This window comes from Paenibacillus agricola (assembly GCF_011440305.1).
Taxonomy (GTDB): Bacteria; Bacillota; Bacilli; order Paenibacillales; family NBRC-103111; genus Paenibacillus_S; species Paenibacillus_S agricola.
Genome location: NZ_JAAOIW010000012.1, coordinates 166,057 through 184,145, shown reverse-complemented (window position 1 = coordinate 184,145; position 18,089 = coordinate 166,057). Strand labels below are relative to the sequence as shown.

Here is an 18,089-nt window from a genome sequence, read left to right as displayed (position 1 = left end):
TCTTGGTCTAGTCCGTATCATTGTTAATTGCCGAAGTTAGTTTGAAGGGAGTTAAAAAGATGTCGCTGGGGAATCCTACTACTGAACTTGATACCGCCTTACAGCAATTAAAGAGTGTGATACTAACTTTAGATACAAAAAATCAAGGATTAATCGAGGAATGGTTAGGGCATTACAGCGGCTACCTACAAAAGGAAGCTACTTTTGACCCGTTAACCGAGACTCTGAAGTATGACGCCGGAACAATCCTTTCTGTCGAGCTTGGCTACAATCCTGGATCCGAGCTGGGAGGAAGTCATTACGCTGTCGTTGTCGAGGATAATGCTAAAACATCCGACACTATTATGGTTATACCTCTTGGCTCCGCAAAACCGAACAAGACCGCCAACTGGAATGATGTCGATTTGGGAGAAATTCCGGAAATCAATAGAGTAAGTGGCTATCCGACTGGAACAAAAAGCATCGCCAAAGTCAGTCAAATGCGGGCTGTCAGTAAATTACGAATCAAGGCTCCGCTAAAATCAGGCGACCAAATCATCGTAGTTCCGTCACCGCAGTTGCGTAATTTGTACAATAAAATCAAAGATCGCTTTACCACTAAAGGCCTTAATCGCCCTACTCCAGGTTCCGCCAATGCTGGAGGAACCCGTCCCTGACAGATACGCCACAATAAAGAATTAGTAACTGCCGGTTGCAATTCCGTAACTTCATGCGTATAATGTAAGACGTAGTAAAAACTCAGGCTCTCAACACTTTGTTAGAGGCCCATTGCAAGAATGCAAAAAACCTGCAAGACTGTAATTATATACTCAGGTTCCCTTGAGGGACCCCTAAGAGCCATCGGAGCAATCCGATGGCTTTCGTCATAACTAAAACCCTAATAAGGGTGTGATTATAAAACTTCCCTTTACTTCTTCTGATTTCATGTTCAAATTCGCTACAAATGGAGCACACTAGCTACTGGTCTGTTCTTCGCTGTATCCAAGCTTTTAAGCGCCAAAGATCGCACAACCTGGGCAAGTGCTTTACGATCCGCCTTATTAAGTAGGGGATCAACTCCGAGCCATTAAACCATTCTCCACCCAGTAAACCAGTGGGACCTTTTTCCATACGGATAAGAAAACCCTTTATAGTAACCTCTCTTGCGTAATGGCACATTAAACTACGTAAGAGTACCTTTAGCCCCGTTGTGCAACGAACGAAAATAATCCGCTAAGGATCCATAAGTACCGTTTTGGATCTCCTTCTCGATGTAAGCCCAATCTTCATCTGGAAGCGCGATGGACACCTTCACGGTTTTCCCCAACGACTTCCGTCCCGCGCCTAGCCTCGATCCACCGCGACCAGGCTTAACTACCGTTTCTTGTTTCTGTACAGCTGCAGGAGGATCCGGAAGTATTGCTTCCCGTTGCCCAGCCATTTCGCTAGGATCCTCCGAGCCTTGCGTCAGTTCGTCTAACCAAGCCTTAGCTACACGTTCGTCCCACGCCTTATATAAACGGTCTGCCCATGCCTCCAGAACGGCGTATTCGTCCACCAGCTCCGTAATGCGGTTTTCTAGTTGAACATCGCTCAGTCCCGCCCAATCACCATTTCGTACCGGTATCTGCTTTTTGAAATAAGTAGTTTTTTTCAAAAATTCGTGGTCATCTTTGGCAAACTTCGATTTCTCCCATGTAATCGCCGCTTTTTTTAGACCCCGCAGCTTTTTCAGTTCATAAGCTAGCTTCTGTTTCATGCCCAACACCCCTATTTGATAAAAGTACCTTTATTCAATAATACCACATGCGACTGACTCTGCACACTTGATACTAGGTGCTTTATTCAAAACAAAAATCCGTGTTGAAACATCCTGTAGCACACTCCCAATCGGCAGCTCCCGCTGGGGCTTCACTTCACACCTTTAATAGTACAAATATTTCATATTATTAACTTATTTTCTTTCTTATAAAGAACTTGACTTTAAGGGGTTAAAACGGCACGCTGGCATGGCTTGGCTCAGGAAACGGCACAGAGACCCGACCTTGTGCCCACATGAAAGAAAAGTGAGCACAAAATCGGGGTATCATAACGTTGGTGCTCGCCGTTTAAGGCAGGACGAGGTTCCCGTATACCCATGCTCGATACGCAGCTCCTACACTGCCGGCGGTTTTTTACTTACGAAGCTGATCCCGTAAGCCATATATACCCGCCGCCTCCCCGCTTACGCGGCTCAGCTACCTTCCAGACCGTTAATGGGCGTCCTCCCCTAGTCACACTCGGCGTGAGCATGGATACGCCTTAGATGAGTGCACGTTGGGTTTACCGCGTCGGCCCCAACTCGCCATTGCCTGTTTTACGTGTCGCTGCTGCTCACCACGTCGGCCCGCAAACCTTCCTACCCCTAAAAAGGCGATAGGAAAGTAAGCCCCACGGTCTCCATTTTTTAAAATGGTTCCGTGTGCCTGGTATGAAGTTGATCGATTATTATGTAAGCTTGGTGGAGTCGATCGTTATGTATAGAAAGAGGCCCTGACATCCGCATGTGGGAAATCAGGGCCTCTTCTCCGATTATATTAAATCCGACATTATCTACCGCTTGATAAATTACCTACAAAACGGGTATAATGAGATTAAATAAGTCATTGCGAGTGCGTCCTGTTTCACCGTATGTCAGTACGGATGGAGCAGCTAAGGGATGGGGATCCCGAGCCGCCGAAACAATGGCTTTATTTTTTTGTGCATAACTTTACTAAAAATTAACTCTACCTGAATTAATCCTACCACAATTTTCTTAGTTGTGGAATAGTTTAATAGTTTTAGAGATTTATCCACAGAATTTGCTACTTTCGCAGAGCGGAACGCAGTTATACACAATCCCATTAATCATTTATGACATAAAGAAAACGCCCAAGCACGTGGCTGAGCGCTTCTATTTAATTATTATCGTCTGGATCGTATGCATCCCAAAAGTCTTCATCTTCTCTTATATGATCTGGTGTTCCGAAGGAATCACTGTCTCCGACGCATGTTGAGCAAACGTCTCCCTTATCACCGCAATCTATAAAACGCACATCAGTATCTTTAAAGTGGTTTCCGTAATGACAAAAATGTGAAGTATAGCATTCATCATGATACTCAATGTCCTCAATAATCATTATTGTGTCACTGCTATTAATATCTTTCTCGCAAAAACCACACGTATTCATTTCGTAAGCACTCCTTTTATTTTCCGAAGATCCGCGACCATACCGATTTCCCTGCCAGCTGCTTCGCTTCTCGGATCTCCTGCAGTATCTGTGTTACCTGCTCGTCCCTTTTCCGGTCCCGTTCCTCCAGGCGATCCTCGTCTGCAGCTGCAATCGCCTTCTGTGTGTTCAAAGTCTCCGCCAGCTCCTGGATCACCGCATCCCGTTTATCCAATCGCTCAAGCAAAGCCTTATTTAACTCCATTAATGAATCCATCTTAGACTCCAATGAGGTATAGCGTTCTTCGTGTCGTTCATTAATGGCGTTAATGACCGTATCATAGTTGGGCTTTAACGCCGTAGCATTAAACGCCGCGGCCTGTGTCATGCCTTTTGGATGCTTGCTTGATATGAGTTGAGCCGCTTGCTCTACTGGTATGTTCGTTTTCTCCCGAAGCTCCTTTAGATGCCTCATGACCATAGCGTCTGGCTCTGTAAATATGCGTGCAGCTTTCTCCCCGGTTCCGTCTTTTGTAAACGGATAGCCAGCTTCTTCTAACGCCGCAGCATACTTTCTTACTGTGGACTCTGCTATGCCGATCATAGCTGCTATATCCTTTGATGTGAGTGCCTTTTCGAATGTTTGAAAATCGTTACCCATATCGTCATCACCTCGCTACAGTAAACGATTCGACGAACGGATATGATATTCCTTCTCTATGCGCAGTTAAAAATGCTAGCGATTGCCCAATTAAAAACTTATGGTGGCATTAGAAAAAATAAAGAAGGTGGGTGTCCCTTTATGATATCAATCCAAGTAGATGAAGCTGAAGTACGTAAAATGTGCATACAAAAAATAGACGAGCTCCTAAAAGATTTCGATACCGAACTCGTCTTTTGGGATTCGAAAGAATTGAGGAAACGGACCTGTATGAGTTGGAACACGATCCAGGATACTTTCTTTTTTGACCCTAGGTTCATAAAACGTAAAGTAGGGGGGAAATGGTACTTTTCTGCTCGTGCAACGCGATCCTTTCTAGAAGAGTGGCTTAGTGAACAAAGTAGATACTGACGAACCGGGTTCGGATGATCTGCTTTCTACGCATAAAAAAGACTGCTCAATAAATGGGCAGCCGGCTATATCCTTATGGGCGCAGCGGGATGACCGAGATCACTAACGAGATTTAAGAATGAAATCTGCGCTGGCCCCTGCTTTAAAACCTACACCACTGTCTACTTTTAGTTTAAAATCTGCCATCTTATCTTTTGCGTCTGGCGGCATATCGAATACAACAAATCCGTTTGTTTGAATCCCTGGATTAATATTCTGAAACATGAATTTTCCAGCATCGTTTGCATACAAGTTAGCGGTCGAGTCCGCCTCGTATTTGGTTCCGTCGCTCGAAACCAATTGGAACATTGACGTATCAATCATACGAGCTGCTTTATCGCCGTTTTTAATGGAGATACCAAATATCCAATATGTACCTTGCGCTTTTTGATTTAAGTACTGACTTCCAACGGTTTGAGATACTTTTATATCCTTAGCAACGCCAACGCCTAAACTGCCGATCGTTATCGATTCTCCAAGGTGAGGGGCTTTTTCCTCAGCATCCGCTTTTGCTTTTGCAGCAGCTTCAGCCTTCGCTGTTTCATCTGCTTCTTTTTTAGCCTTAGCGTCTGCTTCCTTTTGAGCCTTCGATTCAGCATCTGCCTTTGCCTTCGCTTCTTTATCTAAGGCAGTTGGGGCAGTTGAGGCTGTAGTTACTTTCGCTTGCTCGACTGCTGCAGAAGTAGTTGCTTCTGTTGGAGCCTCATCCTTAGTGATATTTCCGATAACAGATAACCCAGCAACCACAGCCCAGATGATTCCGAAAACTCTTGCAGCAGATCCAAGATTTTTCCACCGGACAAAGACCATAATATAAGGGACGAACAGCCAACCAAGTACTCTTAAAAAACCCAATATAGTACAACTCCCCTGATAAATAGAATTATTTTCCTCTTGCCCCATTATATCCAGATAATGCTACATTGGTCTACAAAATTTTGTATCGATTCGACAGGCGGGTCTGTATACGTCGTCGGATAAAATAAAAAGAGCTCGAAGCCTAAGCCTCTAGCTCTTTCACCCTGCGGTAAAACGTATTTGGTTTCATGCCCAAGCGATCCATGGCAGCTACAGCAGTAAGATTACCTGCTTTCCATTCTCTATAGGTGGCCTTGAAGTCTCCTGTAACCTCCTGCTTCGGTCTACCAAACCGTACACCGTTACCCAGAGCGACTTCGATGCCCTCTGCCTGGCGTTGTTTGGTCTTTTTGCGTTCCTGCTCAGCCACATACGAGAGCATGCTGAGGAACTGATCCTCGAGCAGCTTCCCCAGGTCTCCCATCGATTTAAACTTACGGCTATCGAACAGCGATTCGTTCTCTAGCACAACGATGTCAGCCCCGAGATCCCGGGTGATCTCCTTCCATTCACGTATGATGCCGTCGTAATCACGGCCAAGCCGGTCGAGTGCATCCAGGTAAATAACATCGCCCTCACGAAGAAGCAACTTCATTGCCTGGTACTTAGGGCGGTCGAAATCCTTACCGCTCTGCTTGTCGGTGAAAATGTACCGTTCGTCAATACCGAGCGCATGCATCTTCTTAAGCTGCCGTTCCGTATTTTGATCTTTAGACGACACTCGAACATAACCTACTTTCATACTGCGCACCCGCTTCCGATAAACTATAATATGTCATTAAGTATATCATACTTTTGAAATATTTCAAATATATAAATATAACTTTTTGACATATTAAAGGGCGCAGTTTTTTGGCATTTCAAAAAGTGTACTTTTTGACATAGCTGGCAGATTCAAATTCTCAAGCACCAAGGATTTTGCAGTATCTATTCGTATGCCCCCGGCAGAGAATCCGGGGGAATTCCATTAGTACCTATAAGGTTCAGCATCTTAACGTTTTGTACGCATACCTTTTCTATTTTGTACGCGTACCTTTACGTCCGTCGTCTCGTGCTTATTCGGCTCGCATCGCTCACTGTTCCGGAATTGAGTTGGTTTTGTAAAAAGCTTGTCCGGTTACCTTTTACCACGGGTTTGCCGTAACTGCTGATACCATCCCTGGGAGGATTCCCGCTTGGCTAACGGTTTCGCATTCACACTCCCACGCGTCTCCACGCGTATCGCCAGTGTACGTGATTCCGATAACTCGGTATAAGCCTTCCGCGTCCAGGTTGCGGATAATTTGCCCCGTCTGGAAGGTCTGGGCGCGGATCAGGCTGTTATCGATCCGGACAAACTGAAAAATCTTGATCCTCGGGTTAAGCAAGCATTTAAACGTAATGCCCTGGTCATTTTGCACCGGCTGCCCGATCAATCCAGATGTAGGAGACAATTCGATAATCTCGCCTACTGGCGGATCCGTAACCTTCACAATGTTGACCTTGCCGTCCTCCATATAAAATGTGGCGTCCTGCGTTTGTGCAAGTTGCCTGAGATAATCCTTTGCTAACCCGAACACCACTTTACCCCGGCTTAGCTCCGTTTTGTCAAAGCCATCTGAAATGCTGCCCAACTGAACTGGTACTTTTGCCTCGCTAGCGATTTTTTCAATAAGAGCTCGCGAGGATTGACCTTTGAGAACTGAGAAACCAACAAAGCCCTGGTTCATGAATCGGTCGCCGTCCAGCGAAACCAGTGTAAGGCGATAGGTAACCGCGTCCTCTTTATCCCTAATGGGCTGGATGATATCGCCATCGAAGATGACGCCGTACTGGTCGCCCTCGTAGCCGGCTTCTACGATGATGCGGTTGCCTTCTTTGATGATGGCATTCTCCGTATTCGGCTCCAGGTTGTACAGGACGATTTCGCAAAAGTTAGGTGGCTGCAGGGCTGTTTTCTGGATCCTAAACGTGCAGCGCAGCTGGGAAACATCCAGCGCTGTGCCATCTGGACCGCTGACAATAATCCGATACCGCCTGCCATACAGGATACCGCCAAGCGCTTGGGAATTCGCCACCACTCCGAAATTCGTTTCGGGTATAATTGGCTCCTGCACTCGCGTACCTTCAGCAGTCGGTCGGTTAGGTACCGTTGTCGTAGGCGTCTTACTAGGAGCGTTGGATCCGCTGTAGGCTCCTGTCTTGTTGTCGCCTTGGTACTTGAGCCAGATCTTATATCGGCGCTGGTAATCGCTATCGGGAATCCTTTCTCCGACATAATACTCTGAGAACTTCCGGAAATCCTTGCCCGCGCCGTTCCAGGTTTTCTTGATTACGAATACTGCCACAGCCATTGAAAAAGCGTCGTTCCCTAGCACAAGCACCCGTTTGCCTTCTAACGATTCCGGTAGTTCGACCCTAAATCTATTGGCTGCGTACTGAAACGCATCCATATGCCACCTCGGCCAAACCTGCCCATATCCGAGAGCGTTGTATCCTGTATCGGTGAGGTCCCCATTTTTGTTCACAAAATTCGTTTCTGCTTCCACGGTCGCCAACACAATATTAAGGTCACAACCTTGATACTGAGCCTCTGCTTTCGCTAAATTTTGCCCGTTCTCGTTAGCCAATCGTATCACCCCACACTAAAACGTAGTCTGTTCCTAGATTCCATTCGTTGGGTATATCCGCCTCAGACAAAGAGCTCACGGGCACGATGGAGGCGCTACCTATACCCAGATAGGTGTATTGCCCCAATAAGTCCTCGGCTGGAAACAAGCCTGTTACGAGCGGCACAGCGTCAAGCAGTAGCGTATTCGAACGGCTATCTGTGATGGACATAAACCAGTACTCGCCTATGCGGTTATAGGTAAATGTAAATGCCAAGGTAACATTCTTTGAATCGATCGGCAGCGTGCAGGTAAAACTCTGGTTCCTTCCTGGAACCAAGGGAACAATTTTATTTGCCAATTCATTTTCCTCCTAAATATCTTTTTGCAAAACCACCTAGTTGCTTAAGCGCACTCTGGTTGAGGTCTGCAGGTTCAACGACCCCGCGGTTCGAGTGATCCGTTACAAGCGGCCTTGCGCTGATCTTAACCGTTGTCACCTGTGCCACGATAATCTCCCTAAAGGTTACAGTACAATGCAGACCGTCCAGTGTGGTGTAATCGTCAGGAGCCGACAGGACTTCGATTAACATGTTAGGGTACAGCCCCAACCTCGTGTGGACTTGGATCGGTACCCTTAACTGCTGCAGCTCACGTAGCACGTTGAAGGCTTGTACCGATCTTGAATACCCTCCGCTAAATTGGCCAGGGACGAAGCTCTCCTGCACATTCGACATAGCCACGTCCATACTGAGCTCACGCGGTTGTAAGAAGGCGTGGTCACTTACTGCCGCACCTGTTTGCACGGGATGGTCCGTGATTGTTAGCCGGCTGGTGTGCTCCATTTTCAGGTATGCGTCGAAGAACCAGCCGCCGATATTCGTCTTGGTGTAAACGAGATCCTTAATCTCTGGTGCATCTAAATCTAATAAAGGTGAATCTGCCATTAGCGCACCACCCCCGACATGTTCCGCCCAAGCAGCTGTTTGGTCTTGGTTTGCACAGCTGTTGCGGTTGCTTGAGGCTCAGAGCCATAGATGTTATATGTCGGATTGAGCATCATCGAATTGGTTTTGTTATTCACGGTACTTACCGTTGGCAGCGTGTAGCTCGGAGCGCTGAAAGATGCTGCACCCGGAGGCTTGTTCTGCAAATCTTTAGAAAGATTACCCATTGCCCGCGAAATCTTGTCTGCGATATCCGAGTCCCCCCAGAACAAACCCTGTATATCTTTTAGTATGCCTTCAAATATTCCTTGCGCGGGTTTGCTATTTAGCCTTCCTTCCGCATCTCTGCCGCTCTTTTCCACCCCATCTAAAAAGTCGCCCCGGATCAAACTAGCGATTATGGTTAGATATCCAGCTGTGGACTTTAAAAGACCATTTATAGTTTTTAAAGAGGCAATGATTACAAGCTTCAGAATATCCCCAATGCCCCCAAGGATTATTTCCGTTTCCTTCAGACCCAGTGTTTTTTCTATGGCCTCTGTGACCGCCTCAGCTAGATCGGCTACCGAAACAATAACATCCTCAAAACTTTCTTTTAGGTCTGTTAGAACACCTTGTTTCTCCAGTTCCTTAAAAAAGTCCTGAACCCAAGTTTCCCCGCCCTCGAATAAAAGACTCAGTATCTCAAAGGTATTTTTGAACGCTTTTTCCGTGTTCTCTAAGGCTCCCTTGTCTTCGAGCGCCTTCCAGAAATCTTCGATACTTTTCTTAGCGTCGTCAACGATTTTAGATACAGATTCAAACGCGTCCTTGGCGCTCCTTTTAAACTCCTCGAAAAAGCCAGATCCATTTAACCCTTCAAACAGATCAAGAAGCTTTTGCCAGAACGGTCCAAATTGTGAATCGCCGCCTTCGATGTACGTATAAAAATCATCCAACAGCAGAATAAGGGCTAGCAAGCTGGTGATGAATATGCCTACAGGCCCCGTGGACAAGATTAACCCGAACGCCGTCACAGCGGCACCGATCAGCTTCAAGTTGCGGGGTATCTGGCTGCTTAAATCCCCGAACAGCTGCAGGATATCCTTAAGCGCCCGGAAGGCAGCAATACCCATCCTCGCAAACCAGCTCATAACCTGAGCAATCACTTTCGTCCAGGACGGCATCTCTTTGATGATGACGCTGTTGACTTCCTGCAGCGTTTGCTTGACCTGCTTGATCGGGCTTTCCAGATATTTAACCAAGTAATAGCCGATCCACTGCAGCGAGTATGTGGCCTCTAGCTTCAGCTTCGTAAATTCAAACCGGATAGCACGGATCTCTTTCATCTGGTCGAAAAACTCTGCTGGAGCCTTGAGGTTCTGGGCTTCTTTGTTGAGCTCTTGGAAATTCCGCATCAGCTCCGGCGACAGGTACAAGTCTTGCAACGTAACGCCCATCGCCTTAAGCGTGTTGCTGTATGCGGCTGCGGCATCTTTGCTGAGCCACATCTGCCTAGCCAGCTTCTCCGTTTCCAGATCTGCCTGAGCTAGCTTGTCCAGGAAATTAGATAGCCCAAGAATAGCAGTCACGGAAAAAGTGGTCACCGCTAACCCAGCCAATGCGAACTGGGTCACAGCGCTGCCGGCAAACTTCGCAACGCTCTGCCCAGCTGCGCCCATAACCTTGGTTACTTCTTGGTAGGATGCTTTGTCCACACTAAATCCAAGCGATACCAGGTACGACTTAATTGTCTCGATCACGGTTGACCCCTCCTTTGCTCCGCAGCCTCCTGGGCACGCAACTCATTCTCGTATTTAACTTGGAGCATTTCATGTGCGTCCAGCAAATCGTCCAGCGTGTATACGTCCTCCACAACGTCTCTGTGCGTCCAAAAACCCGCCATCACCGGCGCGAATACAAAAGAATCCACATTAACTAGCTCTGCGGGGAAGTAGTCAACAGACCCCCGACTAGAGAAGCCAAGGGGCCGCCTTGAAAAAAACCACTCACATTGAACATCAACACATGAGCGATAAGTGCCAGTACCGTCATCGTATCCTCTTCTATGCCAATCACTCCGTAGGATCCGTTGGCATTGAGAACAGGTGTGAAACCTACAGGCAGCATCTCTCCCGCCGCTTTGAGACAGGTATCGTGCAGGTAGTCAAAATCTGCCTCAGACAAGCTGCCAAGCGACTCCATGATGCCAGATAAGTTAAATGCAGAAATATCCACTCCTGCCACATCCTCAGCCTTCTTAAGCTTGCCGAGATCGATTTGCTTGACAATAGGAGCTAGCAATTTGGAAATCTTGATCGCCATAAAAGCGCCAGTACGCGCCCCGAATTTCTTAACTCGGAACGTGCGCCCACTGACTACTACATCTTTAAAATTAACCGTCGGTTGCATAAGTTGCCTCCTAAATGTTGTCTTGCTGGATGTCCGCAGCCATTAAATTCCACGTCACTTGCTGACCTTGCGCGCCGTACGGCTTATCAGGTAATTTTTGAAAACTTACCCCTGTTGCTGTAATCAAGTCCCCCATGCTTGGGGCACGCTGGATAACGCTTGTAAGTGCATATTCCGATGCCGGCGCTGTCTCTAGATATTTGTACAAGGTCAGCAGCCAGTCGTTAAGAGATGATGTTTGTTGGACGGCTATCGCAATGGTGCCACTTCGTCCCTTTATTTTGGACACCATAACCTGACCGTCGGCAGAAGTATCATGTGTTGTGCGGTCTGTGGCCATGGTTGTCGAGATGCTGCCTAACCCATCCGCGCCCCCCGTAGCGTAAGAGCCGACGGACGGATGGGAAAAAGTGGTGGTGACATCGCCGAAGCTGTAAGTAGAGTAACCCATATTCTTCCTCCTATCGGTTAGCGATGATGCCGATTACGACGTGTTCAATCGCACCGGCTAATTTAATTGCTACGTAAATCGGTGGTGCGATTCTCGCGTCCCGGTCAGCTTGCGATTGGCTTGCCGTCGATTCGGCAAGGATCATATAGCCGGTTGATAAGGTATCTCCCGTTTTTAAGCCAAGGATCGGAGCCGCCTTCCACGTTCCTGGTCCAATAACGCCTCTATTCAGCGCGTTGTTACACGGGTCCGTGATTGCACTAACCAGTAAGCTCACGCCGCCCTCGGTTTGCGGGATCTTCGGTCCGCTGCGCAGCGCATTAATTACGGCTGTCTGGATGTCGTTGGTCAGCACATCCAAGTTAAGGACCTCATCAAAACTGATCCCATCCGCCATCTTGCCTTGCACAAGCAGGTTATAGGAAGCACCAAAGCTGGTATATACGTTGCCATTTGCCCCTAGGATGTTGTCGTACTGCGTGGTTGTCAGCGTTTCGGGCTGGATACCCACCTCAGTCTTGTAAGCTAGAGTATAAGCTGAATTAGCAAGCCCTGTATTGGAGCCCATTGCAACACCCATTGCGGCCACAGCTGCATGATCCGTTGTGCTGTACTGTCCCCAAGAACGATGCCTTGTTGCGGTTTTAAGCGTCAATAGGACATTACCTGCCGTGGCTGTCAGGACATCGGCGTCCTGAGTATCGAAGAAGTATACGGATAAAGGGGTGGCAGCCTCTACAACGGCAGCAATGGCTAGAATATTGGCTTTCAACACTGTGCATACATATACCGCATACCAATCGCTATTCTTAACCCGGCAAGCCGTCACAGCAGCCGCAGCCGTCTCAGAACCGGTTGTATCCCACCTGCCGATCGCCACTTTGGACGGTCGAGGTGTTTGGCTGAAATACACTTGCGCTGCCAGGTACTCATCCTCAGTGCCTGCCCAGCCCTCTGCGATCATCGCCTCAGTGCTGCTGTAAAGCTTAACCCTGTCAGCTGCTGAAATAACGGTAGCGTCGCCGACGATCAAACCTAAATTAAAGGCACTGTTTGCAATAGATAGAGGTGATACCGTAACGGTTACGTCAACGATGTTATCTAAAGATTGTGTCAATTCATTCACCTACCCTTCTATAATTCGCACATCTGCGCTCTGGAGATAAGGTACCTCGGATTGCCGGATTACCTTCTCGTTAAACCTTGCGCTGAAATTGGAACGTTCCCACCATTGCCCGCCAAACAGCTCAGGGGATCGCCGTGGGGCGCTCACGTCCGTAATAAGAGCCATATTAACTGCTGCTAACGCCATAGTGTACTCAGGCTTGAACAAGCTGCTGCGTATCAAATCTGTATCTCCAAAGCTACTGGGTCCGTAACAGATCCAGCTCACACGGTGGACCCGCGTATAGCTCATAGCACGGTTCGCATTATCCGCGTCGATCTCGGAATACTCCACATCCATTTGCCTTGTGTATGGATCATCGTCAGGCTCGACCGATATAAAAGCGATGTTTTCCTCCCGCTTCCATGCCGGCGCCCCTTTTTCAGGCCAGGATACGCGCACCCGTTTCTGGTTTGCCGGAGCAGCTGGGTTTAGTCCAAGCATCCGCGTGGACATGTCCCAAAAAACATCCTCTATATCCTTCATCGATAAAATCGTATCTGCCATCTAATCACCCGCCATTCGGACGCCGAAAGCTTTGAAGTACCCGAAATCCTGCCAAGGTACAACAGCGGAAACCCGGTAACGCTCGCCCTGCCAAACGATCTCATCTGAGATGCCTTCTGGTCGTGTTACATGAATCTGTTGCGTGGAGTAGAAACACATTGAACCGGTTACGCGGTCGCCTTCGGGGACTTGCTCCAGATCCTTTGGGCTCGCCACAGTAATGGTGCCTTGCATCTTGATCTCAGCTTCTGGAAAAGGGGTAAATCTACCGCCTACGGTCTCCCCTGTAATCCGGAATACGGTAAAGCCCTTAGGCTGTGCAAAATTGCGGCTCAGTGTAATACGTCCGACATTGATCATTGCATCTCACCTTTATCCACGACGTACGTAATGGCTTTGCGCATCTCGCCCTGGTCAATCAGTGGCCTGTCGCTTCCCTTCGCCTCGATCGTTGACTCGGCATTTGCTGGCCAGCCATTCGCAGGATCCGTGAACCAGGCACGGGCGATGTTCTGCCCAAGCATTCCTGCTTTTTGTAGCTCCTGATCCGGATCCTGTCCATCCAGTACCGTAGTGGCTACCTTCTGCAGCTGCTTCCCGATGACTTCTTTGTTCTTCTCGATCGCTGGCTCCAGAACAGGTCTAGGCGGCGACTGCCAAAGCGGCGAACCATGGGTTTGTATATACAGCTGGTAAGCCTGGCTATACGTCTGCTCACCACTTTCGATCTGAGGATTCATCTCTTCGCGCATCTCTTTTTTACGGGCGCCATGCGTATGGACATAGAGGAGCTGCGCATTCGTGATCTCAGCCCCTCGCTCGTTACCTCCACCTTCGGGGATGCCGACAAGTACCTGCGTCTTAGCCAGGTCATCCAGCATCCGTTTAACCTCCGGCGTCAAATTCTTGGATCCTGTTACATTTGCAAAAGCTTTAAACACCTTTCCCATCTCCTTTAACGAGGCGGATGTTTGACAACACCTGGTCTTCTTCTAAAACGTAGCCAGGCGCATGCTCTAAGCACATATGCGTGTAATTTTCGAGATTAGTCCCAATAATGAGATCAGCTTCTCGTTCACATCCGATATGACAACAAGGGAAATTCCCGCATTTCTGCCAAAGCATGCTTGCTCACGTCCTTAATAGATGTACATGCCGCCTTTGCCGACGAGCTTGCCGATCGATGCCAGCTGCTGCCCATAGATAGTTAGCTTCCAGGCTGCCCAACCTTCCAGGTCTTGCCCGATCTGGTTATAGTCCATGCTAACGGACACATCGCCGACTGACTCCGAGGTATTAAGCCCCTTCGCTTGTCCGGCTGCCAGTGCAGCACCGGCTCCGCTGTTTGGATCCGCGGTGCCCTGCAGGTATAGCGTTAAAAAATGTGCAACAAACCAGCCCATAGCAACTAACCAATACTTGCGCCAGCGAGCTTCTTTAATGCAAGCATCAGCCAGGTCGAGATACATTTGCATAATCACTTCTGGGACTAGAAAAGCCCCCTCGGTGTTGGGTCCGAATTGCGGGTACTGCTCATAAAAATCCGCCAACGCAAAAACGGGGTTAGTCCCAACACGAATGTTGGAAGCTTCCCCGATGATTCTGTTTATGCTGTTATATGGGATAGGCATTATCCCTTGCCATCTGCTGCCTTCTTACCGTCAGCTTCTTTCTTAGCCAAAGTGTCAGCAGCCTTCTCAGCTTCCAGCTTAGCTGCATCACTATCCTTGCCGAGCTCAGCAGCCTTTACATCCTGCCTGTCAACAATTACCCGGATATCTTCGTCGGCCCTGGCCAGCTTAAACATGGTTGAGTCTGCTACCCAATCAGGCACAGCAGCAAACTCCCCGTTTTTGACGATTACCGGAGGCTGTTCACCCGCGGGATCGTCGAATTGAAAGGATCTGTTTGAAAAGATTTGCATGGTCGTTATCCTCCTTCTTGATTAGATTCCGTCTCTATATACGGCACATTGCGTGTAAAGGACTTTAACTTGTCCGATTTGAGCAGCATAAGCGGTCAAATAAGCCATCTCTGTAACCTGCGGCTGTGTCATAACGCGACTGAGTGCTACAGGCAGATCGAAATTAATCCGATCCTCGTTGTTTGCGTACACCATCATACGATCTTTACTTGAAGCCCCTGCAGCTGTGCACCATCTCGAGGGTCCGATGAACACATCAACGCCTTGGTTCTTCCCGATGTTATTATCCAGCAAGTATTGAAGAATGGACTTGTCGGCGTTGCCGCTGACTTTCGTCGAGACGATATACGCATACTGCACAGGTGGAATCAGGATGTGGTTGCCCATACCTGTCAAATCGTACTCAGATGCGGCCCACGTAGCAACAAGCGCCTGGTTAATATCATTCAGGATCTCATCTGGCGTCTTAGTCGCCCAAGTAGCCGTACCTGCTGCGCCATTAGGAACTGTAGCAGCCGTAATCGCTGGGTTGTTGATCAAACCGTAAATGCCCATGCTGGCAACACCTGTATACACGATGTTATCTACGGATTTGTTATAGTTCAGCCGGATACCCTTGTCCAGAATATCGTCCAAACTTCTACCGATGGTCTGCATCTTCTGCTGGTCCACAAAAGGCACCTTCAAAATGTTAGCAAAGTTGAACACCTTGTACAGGTCTTTGCTGGTGTTAGCCTGCATGATCGGGATGTCGTTAGTTTCGCCGCCGATGATTCCGGACTCATTGCCCCCGGTAGTGGCGTAGTCAACGAACATGTTGCTAGTGAAGTCAACCCATCCGCCGCCCGTTTTAGCAACGATATCACGCTGCCATGTTACAGAAGATAAGGGCTCCAGTAGTCTTGGATCGCGCTTCTCAAGCTCCCCGTTTAGGAAAGCCATCCCGCCTCCAATCGCGGCGTCGTTCATGAACATCGGACTCACAGGTACGCTAAAAGTTTTTGGTGCTTTAGGCATTGCCATTATGCGTTAACCTCCTTCTTACGGATTATTCCGTCCAAGAATTGTGACTTCGGCAACAAGGTTTGAATCAATCTTTCCTGTTGTCCATTTCATGTTCGTGATTAAGATGCTGTTCGTGCTATCTGCTGCTGCCTCATACCCGCCTACTACACCTAAAGGAATTGCCCCATTCAAGGTAGTGCGGATGTACACGGCACCACCTGCTGTAGGTGTTCCAACAGAGCAGACTACAGTTACGCTACCGCGTTCCAGTACGTCACATGGATCTCCCGGAGCGTATGATCCCGTTGCATTGCTGGCATAGACCGTATTCTGTTTGACCTCTCGAACAGCGACCCCTGCGAATTTGGCCAGCGTACCTGTTGCGGCAAACTTAGAAAAAGTGTTATCCGCATTCAAGATAACTGGGTCACCAAAATTGATGCTAACGCCACCTGCTAAATTTACAATTCGATTGGCGATGATCGCATCGACTGAACGTGAAACGTTACCTGGATACCCAAAATTTAAAGATTTACCGATTACTCCACCTGGCATATGATTTCACCCTTTCTGCGCTTATACGCGCTCCTTGTAATGGGGATTGTGTTTCTTGGCGATGTCTTTGCCCAGTTGGGTTGGATCTACCGCAACCGGCGCACCATCGCCTGTAGGCTTCCGTTGTCCGTTGCTAATGCCAGCATACGCGCCTGGGTTAGCTGGCTTAACCGCAAAACTAGCAAGAGCAGCATCCACAGCAAGCTTGCGTTCAGCTGGATCCTTCATTGCAGCAAGTACAGGCTTCATGGCTTTCAGCGCTGCCAGCTTATACGCAGTGTCACCAGTGAGTGCCGGTGTAGGGCGATCCTCAGGACTTGATACCGGGCCGGCTTCGTCAAAATTTTCAGCGGGTATCGTATGGCTCTCCTCTTCGTTGTCAGATGCCGGCTTTTCTAGCTCGGCGATTGCGGCATCGAGTGGATCTGCTGCTGGCGCAGGAGCGCCGCCTTCCGAAAAAGCAGCAAAAGCAGCAGCAAGCTGCGCGACTTGCGCCGAGAGCGCCGCGATCGGGTCTTCATCCTTGGCCGCCTCCTTCTTATCCTCTGGATCTACGCCATTCTCATCTGCCATGGCGTTCATAGCATCCATGATTTCTTCTGGCTCAGCATCGGTTGCAAACTGCTTTAACCCGATGGCTGTCAGGAAAGATGTCATGCTTGGTCGCTTGCCTGGCAAACTCACTTTATTTACAATTTTCGGCATGCTTGATACCCCTTTCACTTTTTCATTTTGAGAATCTTTTATTGATACGCGGGAACCAGCTCGGCCTTCTTTCACGACCGCAACGTGGTTCCCACAGATTTGCTGCTGCTGGTAGGTGCCATCATCGGCTGCTGCATACGTGCAATCGTATCCGCAGCTGACTTCACGCTTGCCTGCCTGGATCTCATCAATGAGCTGCTGATCGTGCACAACCAGATCGGCTAGCAACATATCGCTATCGCCACCAGAGCCTTGGCGAACGTTAGTTACAACGCCTCTAGAATACCTGGTCGCATTCTGAGGTGTGACCAGCTCAGATGGATGCTCCGATGTCAGTAGCTTGCCTTCAAAGCTGGCGATCGCTGCAGGGCTAAACACTTCCTCAGGTGATCGGAACACTTTGACCACTTTGCCGGTCATATCGGTAGCGCCAATCTCCTCGCCTAAATATTCCTGCCACCCCGTCCGGGCTACAGGCACGTTATGGCAGACTAAAAAGCCCTCAGGCGTGGCTGTCTGGTTCGTGCTGAATCGTGAACCGTAATAAGCCCTCATAGATCCGCAGCTATCTTGGCAAGCGCCTCAGGTGTCATACCCTTCGCAATGAGTACATCAGGATTTAAAGCTCGTTTCAGATCGAGTATATCCTGCACAGTTTCACCTTCGTAAACTAGTTCAATATCTCCGATTTTTTCGGTAAACTTAAGCATGCTTC

At 48.5% G+C, this 18,089-nt stretch carries 25 protein-coding genes; 3 read left to right on the top strand and 22 right to left on the bottom strand.

Annotated elements, in window-relative coordinates; all coding sequences use genetic code 11:
• Positions 1–59: 59 nt before the first annotated feature.
• Positions 60–656: a type II toxin-antitoxin system PemK/MazF family toxin gene (locus G9U52_RS27450; RefSeq protein ID WP_166153855.1), complete on the top strand. Its 597-nt coding sequence runs from the start codon at positions 60–62 to the stop codon at positions 654–656.
• A 506-nt stretch (positions 657–1,162) separates the two neighbouring features.
• On the opposite strand, the gene G9U52_RS27445 is transcribed toward G9U52_RS27450, so the two are convergent.
• The 3 genes from G9U52_RS27445 to G9U52_RS27435 all read right to left on the bottom strand — a co-directional run bounded on the left by G9U52_RS27445 (position 1,163) and on the right by G9U52_RS27435 (position 3,828).
• Entirely contained in the window at positions 1,163–1,738 is a 576-nt protein-coding gene (locus G9U52_RS27445) for a hypothetical protein (protein ID WP_166153682.1), read from the bottom strand.
• Between the two features lie 1,177 nt (positions 1,739–2,915).
• The gene (locus G9U52_RS27440) at positions 2,916–3,188 is read right to left on the bottom strand and encodes a hypothetical protein (protein WP_166153854.1); all 273 of its coding nucleotides are present in this window, start codon (positions 3,186–3,188) and stop codon (positions 2,916–2,918) included.
• Positions 3,189–3,204: 16 nt separating this feature from the next.
• Entirely contained in the window at positions 3,205–3,828 is a 624-nt protein-coding gene (locus tag G9U52_RS27435) for a hypothetical protein (RefSeq protein ID WP_166153853.1), read from the bottom strand.
• A 141-nt stretch (positions 3,829–3,969) separates the two neighbouring features.
• On the opposite strand from G9U52_RS27435, the gene G9U52_RS40335 reads away from it, so the two are divergent.
• Positions 3,970–4,239, top strand: a complete 270-nt coding sequence (locus tag G9U52_RS40335; protein WP_243767598.1) for a DUF771 domain-containing protein — start codon at positions 3,970–3,972, stop codon at positions 4,237–4,239.
• Complete coding sequence (locus G9U52_RS41050; protein ID WP_279538766.1) at positions 4,220–4,345, top strand: hypothetical protein; 126 nt, start codon at positions 4,220–4,222, stop codon at positions 4,343–4,345. The genes G9U52_RS40335 and G9U52_RS41050 overlap by 20 nt, the downstream gene beginning before the upstream one ends.
• Here G9U52_RS41050 and G9U52_RS27430 read toward each other — a convergent pair.
• From G9U52_RS27430 to G9U52_RS27340, 19 genes are all read right to left on the bottom strand, one after another.
• Positions 4,342–5,181, bottom strand: a complete 840-nt coding sequence (locus tag G9U52_RS27430; RefSeq protein WP_207953233.1) for a DUF4352 domain-containing protein — start codon at positions 5,179–5,181, stop codon at positions 4,342–4,344. The two genes, G9U52_RS41050 and G9U52_RS27430, sit on opposite strands and share 4 nt — an antisense overlap.
• Before the next feature lie 97 nt (positions 5,182–5,278).
• Entirely contained in the window at positions 5,279–5,878 is a 600-nt protein-coding gene (locus G9U52_RS27425) for a recombinase family protein (protein ID WP_166153851.1), read from the bottom strand.
• Positions 5,879–6,260: 382 nt separating this feature from the next.
• Positions 6,261–7,745: a phage protein gene (locus G9U52_RS27420; protein WP_166153850.1), complete on the bottom strand. Its 1,485-nt coding sequence runs from the start codon at positions 7,743–7,745 to the stop codon at positions 6,261–6,263.
• A complete protein-coding gene (locus tag G9U52_RS27415) occupies positions 7,738–8,085 on the bottom strand; it encodes a phage baseplate plug family protein (RefSeq protein ID WP_207953232.1) in 348 nt (115 codons plus the stop codon). The genes G9U52_RS27420 and G9U52_RS27415 overlap by 8 nt, the downstream gene beginning before the upstream one ends.
• 1 nt (position 8,086) lies before the next feature.
• Positions 8,087–8,671, bottom strand: a complete 585-nt coding sequence (locus G9U52_RS27410; RefSeq protein ID WP_166153849.1) for a phage baseplate protein — start codon at positions 8,669–8,671, stop codon at positions 8,087–8,089.
• Positions 8,671–10,413 carry a phage tail tape measure protein gene (locus G9U52_RS27405; protein WP_166153848.1) on the bottom strand — a complete coding sequence of 581 codons (1,743 nt, stop codon included), beginning with the start codon at positions 10,411–10,413 and terminating at the stop codon, positions 8,671–8,673. The genes G9U52_RS27410 and G9U52_RS27405 overlap by 1 nt, the downstream gene beginning before the upstream one ends.
• On the bottom strand, positions 10,410–10,583 hold the full coding sequence (locus G9U52_RS27400) for a DUF6889 family protein (RefSeq protein ID WP_166153681.1): 174 nt from the start codon (positions 10,581–10,583) through the stop codon (positions 10,410–10,412). The genes G9U52_RS27405 and G9U52_RS27400 overlap by 4 nt, the downstream gene beginning before the upstream one ends.
• 5 nt (positions 10,584–10,588) lie before the next feature.
• On the bottom strand, positions 10,589–11,062 hold the full coding sequence (locus tag G9U52_RS27395) for a phage tail assembly chaperone (protein ID WP_166153847.1): 474 nt from the start codon (positions 11,060–11,062) through the stop codon (positions 10,589–10,591).
• A 10-nt stretch (positions 11,063–11,072) separates the two neighbouring features.
• Positions 11,073–11,513, bottom strand: a complete 441-nt coding sequence (locus G9U52_RS27390) for a tail tube family protein (RefSeq protein ID WP_166153846.1) — start codon at positions 11,511–11,513, stop codon at positions 11,073–11,075.
• Between the two features lie 10 nt (positions 11,514–11,523).
• On the bottom strand, positions 11,524–12,630 hold the full coding sequence (locus G9U52_RS27385) for a DUF3383 family protein (protein ID WP_166153845.1): 1,107 nt from the start codon (positions 12,628–12,630) through the stop codon (positions 11,524–11,526).
• Between the two features lie 9 nt (positions 12,631–12,639).
• Complete coding sequence (locus G9U52_RS27380; protein ID WP_166153844.1) at positions 12,640–13,185, bottom strand: phage neck terminator protein; 546 nt, start codon at positions 13,183–13,185, stop codon at positions 12,640–12,642.
• Positions 13,186–13,545, bottom strand: coding sequence for a hypothetical protein (locus tag G9U52_RS27375; RefSeq protein WP_166153843.1), 360 nt, complete (start codon positions 13,543–13,545; stop codon positions 13,186–13,188).
• Entirely contained in the window at positions 13,542–14,126 is a 585-nt protein-coding gene (locus tag G9U52_RS27370) for a phage virion morphogenesis protein (RefSeq protein WP_207953231.1), read from the bottom strand. The genes G9U52_RS27375 and G9U52_RS27370 overlap by 4 nt, the downstream gene beginning before the upstream one ends.
• A gap of 198 nt (positions 14,127–14,324) precedes the next feature.
• Positions 14,325–14,816 carry a DUF4054 domain-containing protein gene (locus G9U52_RS27365; protein ID WP_166153841.1) on the bottom strand — a complete coding sequence of 164 codons (492 nt, stop codon included), beginning with the start codon at positions 14,814–14,816 and terminating at the stop codon, positions 14,325–14,327.
• Positions 14,816–15,109 (bottom strand): hypothetical protein, encoded by a 294-nt coding sequence (locus G9U52_RS27360; RefSeq protein WP_166153840.1) that lies wholly within the window; start codon positions 15,107–15,109, stop codon positions 14,816–14,818. The genes G9U52_RS27365 and G9U52_RS27360 overlap by 1 nt, the downstream gene beginning before the upstream one ends.
• A 21-nt stretch (positions 15,110–15,130) precedes the next feature.
• A complete protein-coding gene (locus G9U52_RS27355; RefSeq protein WP_166153839.1) occupies positions 15,131–16,132 on the bottom strand; it encodes a DUF2184 domain-containing protein in 1,002 nt (333 codons plus the stop codon).
• Between the two features lie 18 nt (positions 16,133–16,150).
• On the bottom strand, positions 16,151–16,669 hold the full coding sequence (locus G9U52_RS27350; RefSeq protein ID WP_166153838.1) for a structural cement protein Gp24: 519 nt from the start codon (positions 16,667–16,669) through the stop codon (positions 16,151–16,153).
• 21 nt (positions 16,670–16,690) lie between these two features.
• Positions 16,691–17,929 carry a DUF2213 domain-containing protein gene (locus G9U52_RS27345; protein WP_166153837.1) on the bottom strand — a complete coding sequence of 413 codons (1,239 nt, stop codon included), beginning with the start codon at positions 17,927–17,929 and terminating at the stop codon, positions 16,691–16,693.
• Positions 17,926–18,084 (bottom strand): hypothetical protein, encoded by a 159-nt coding sequence (locus G9U52_RS27340; RefSeq protein WP_166153836.1) that lies wholly within the window; start codon positions 18,082–18,084, stop codon positions 17,926–17,928. Before G9U52_RS27340 ends, G9U52_RS27345 begins: the two co-directional genes overlap by 4 nt.
• Positions 18,085–18,089: the final 5 nt, after the last annotated feature.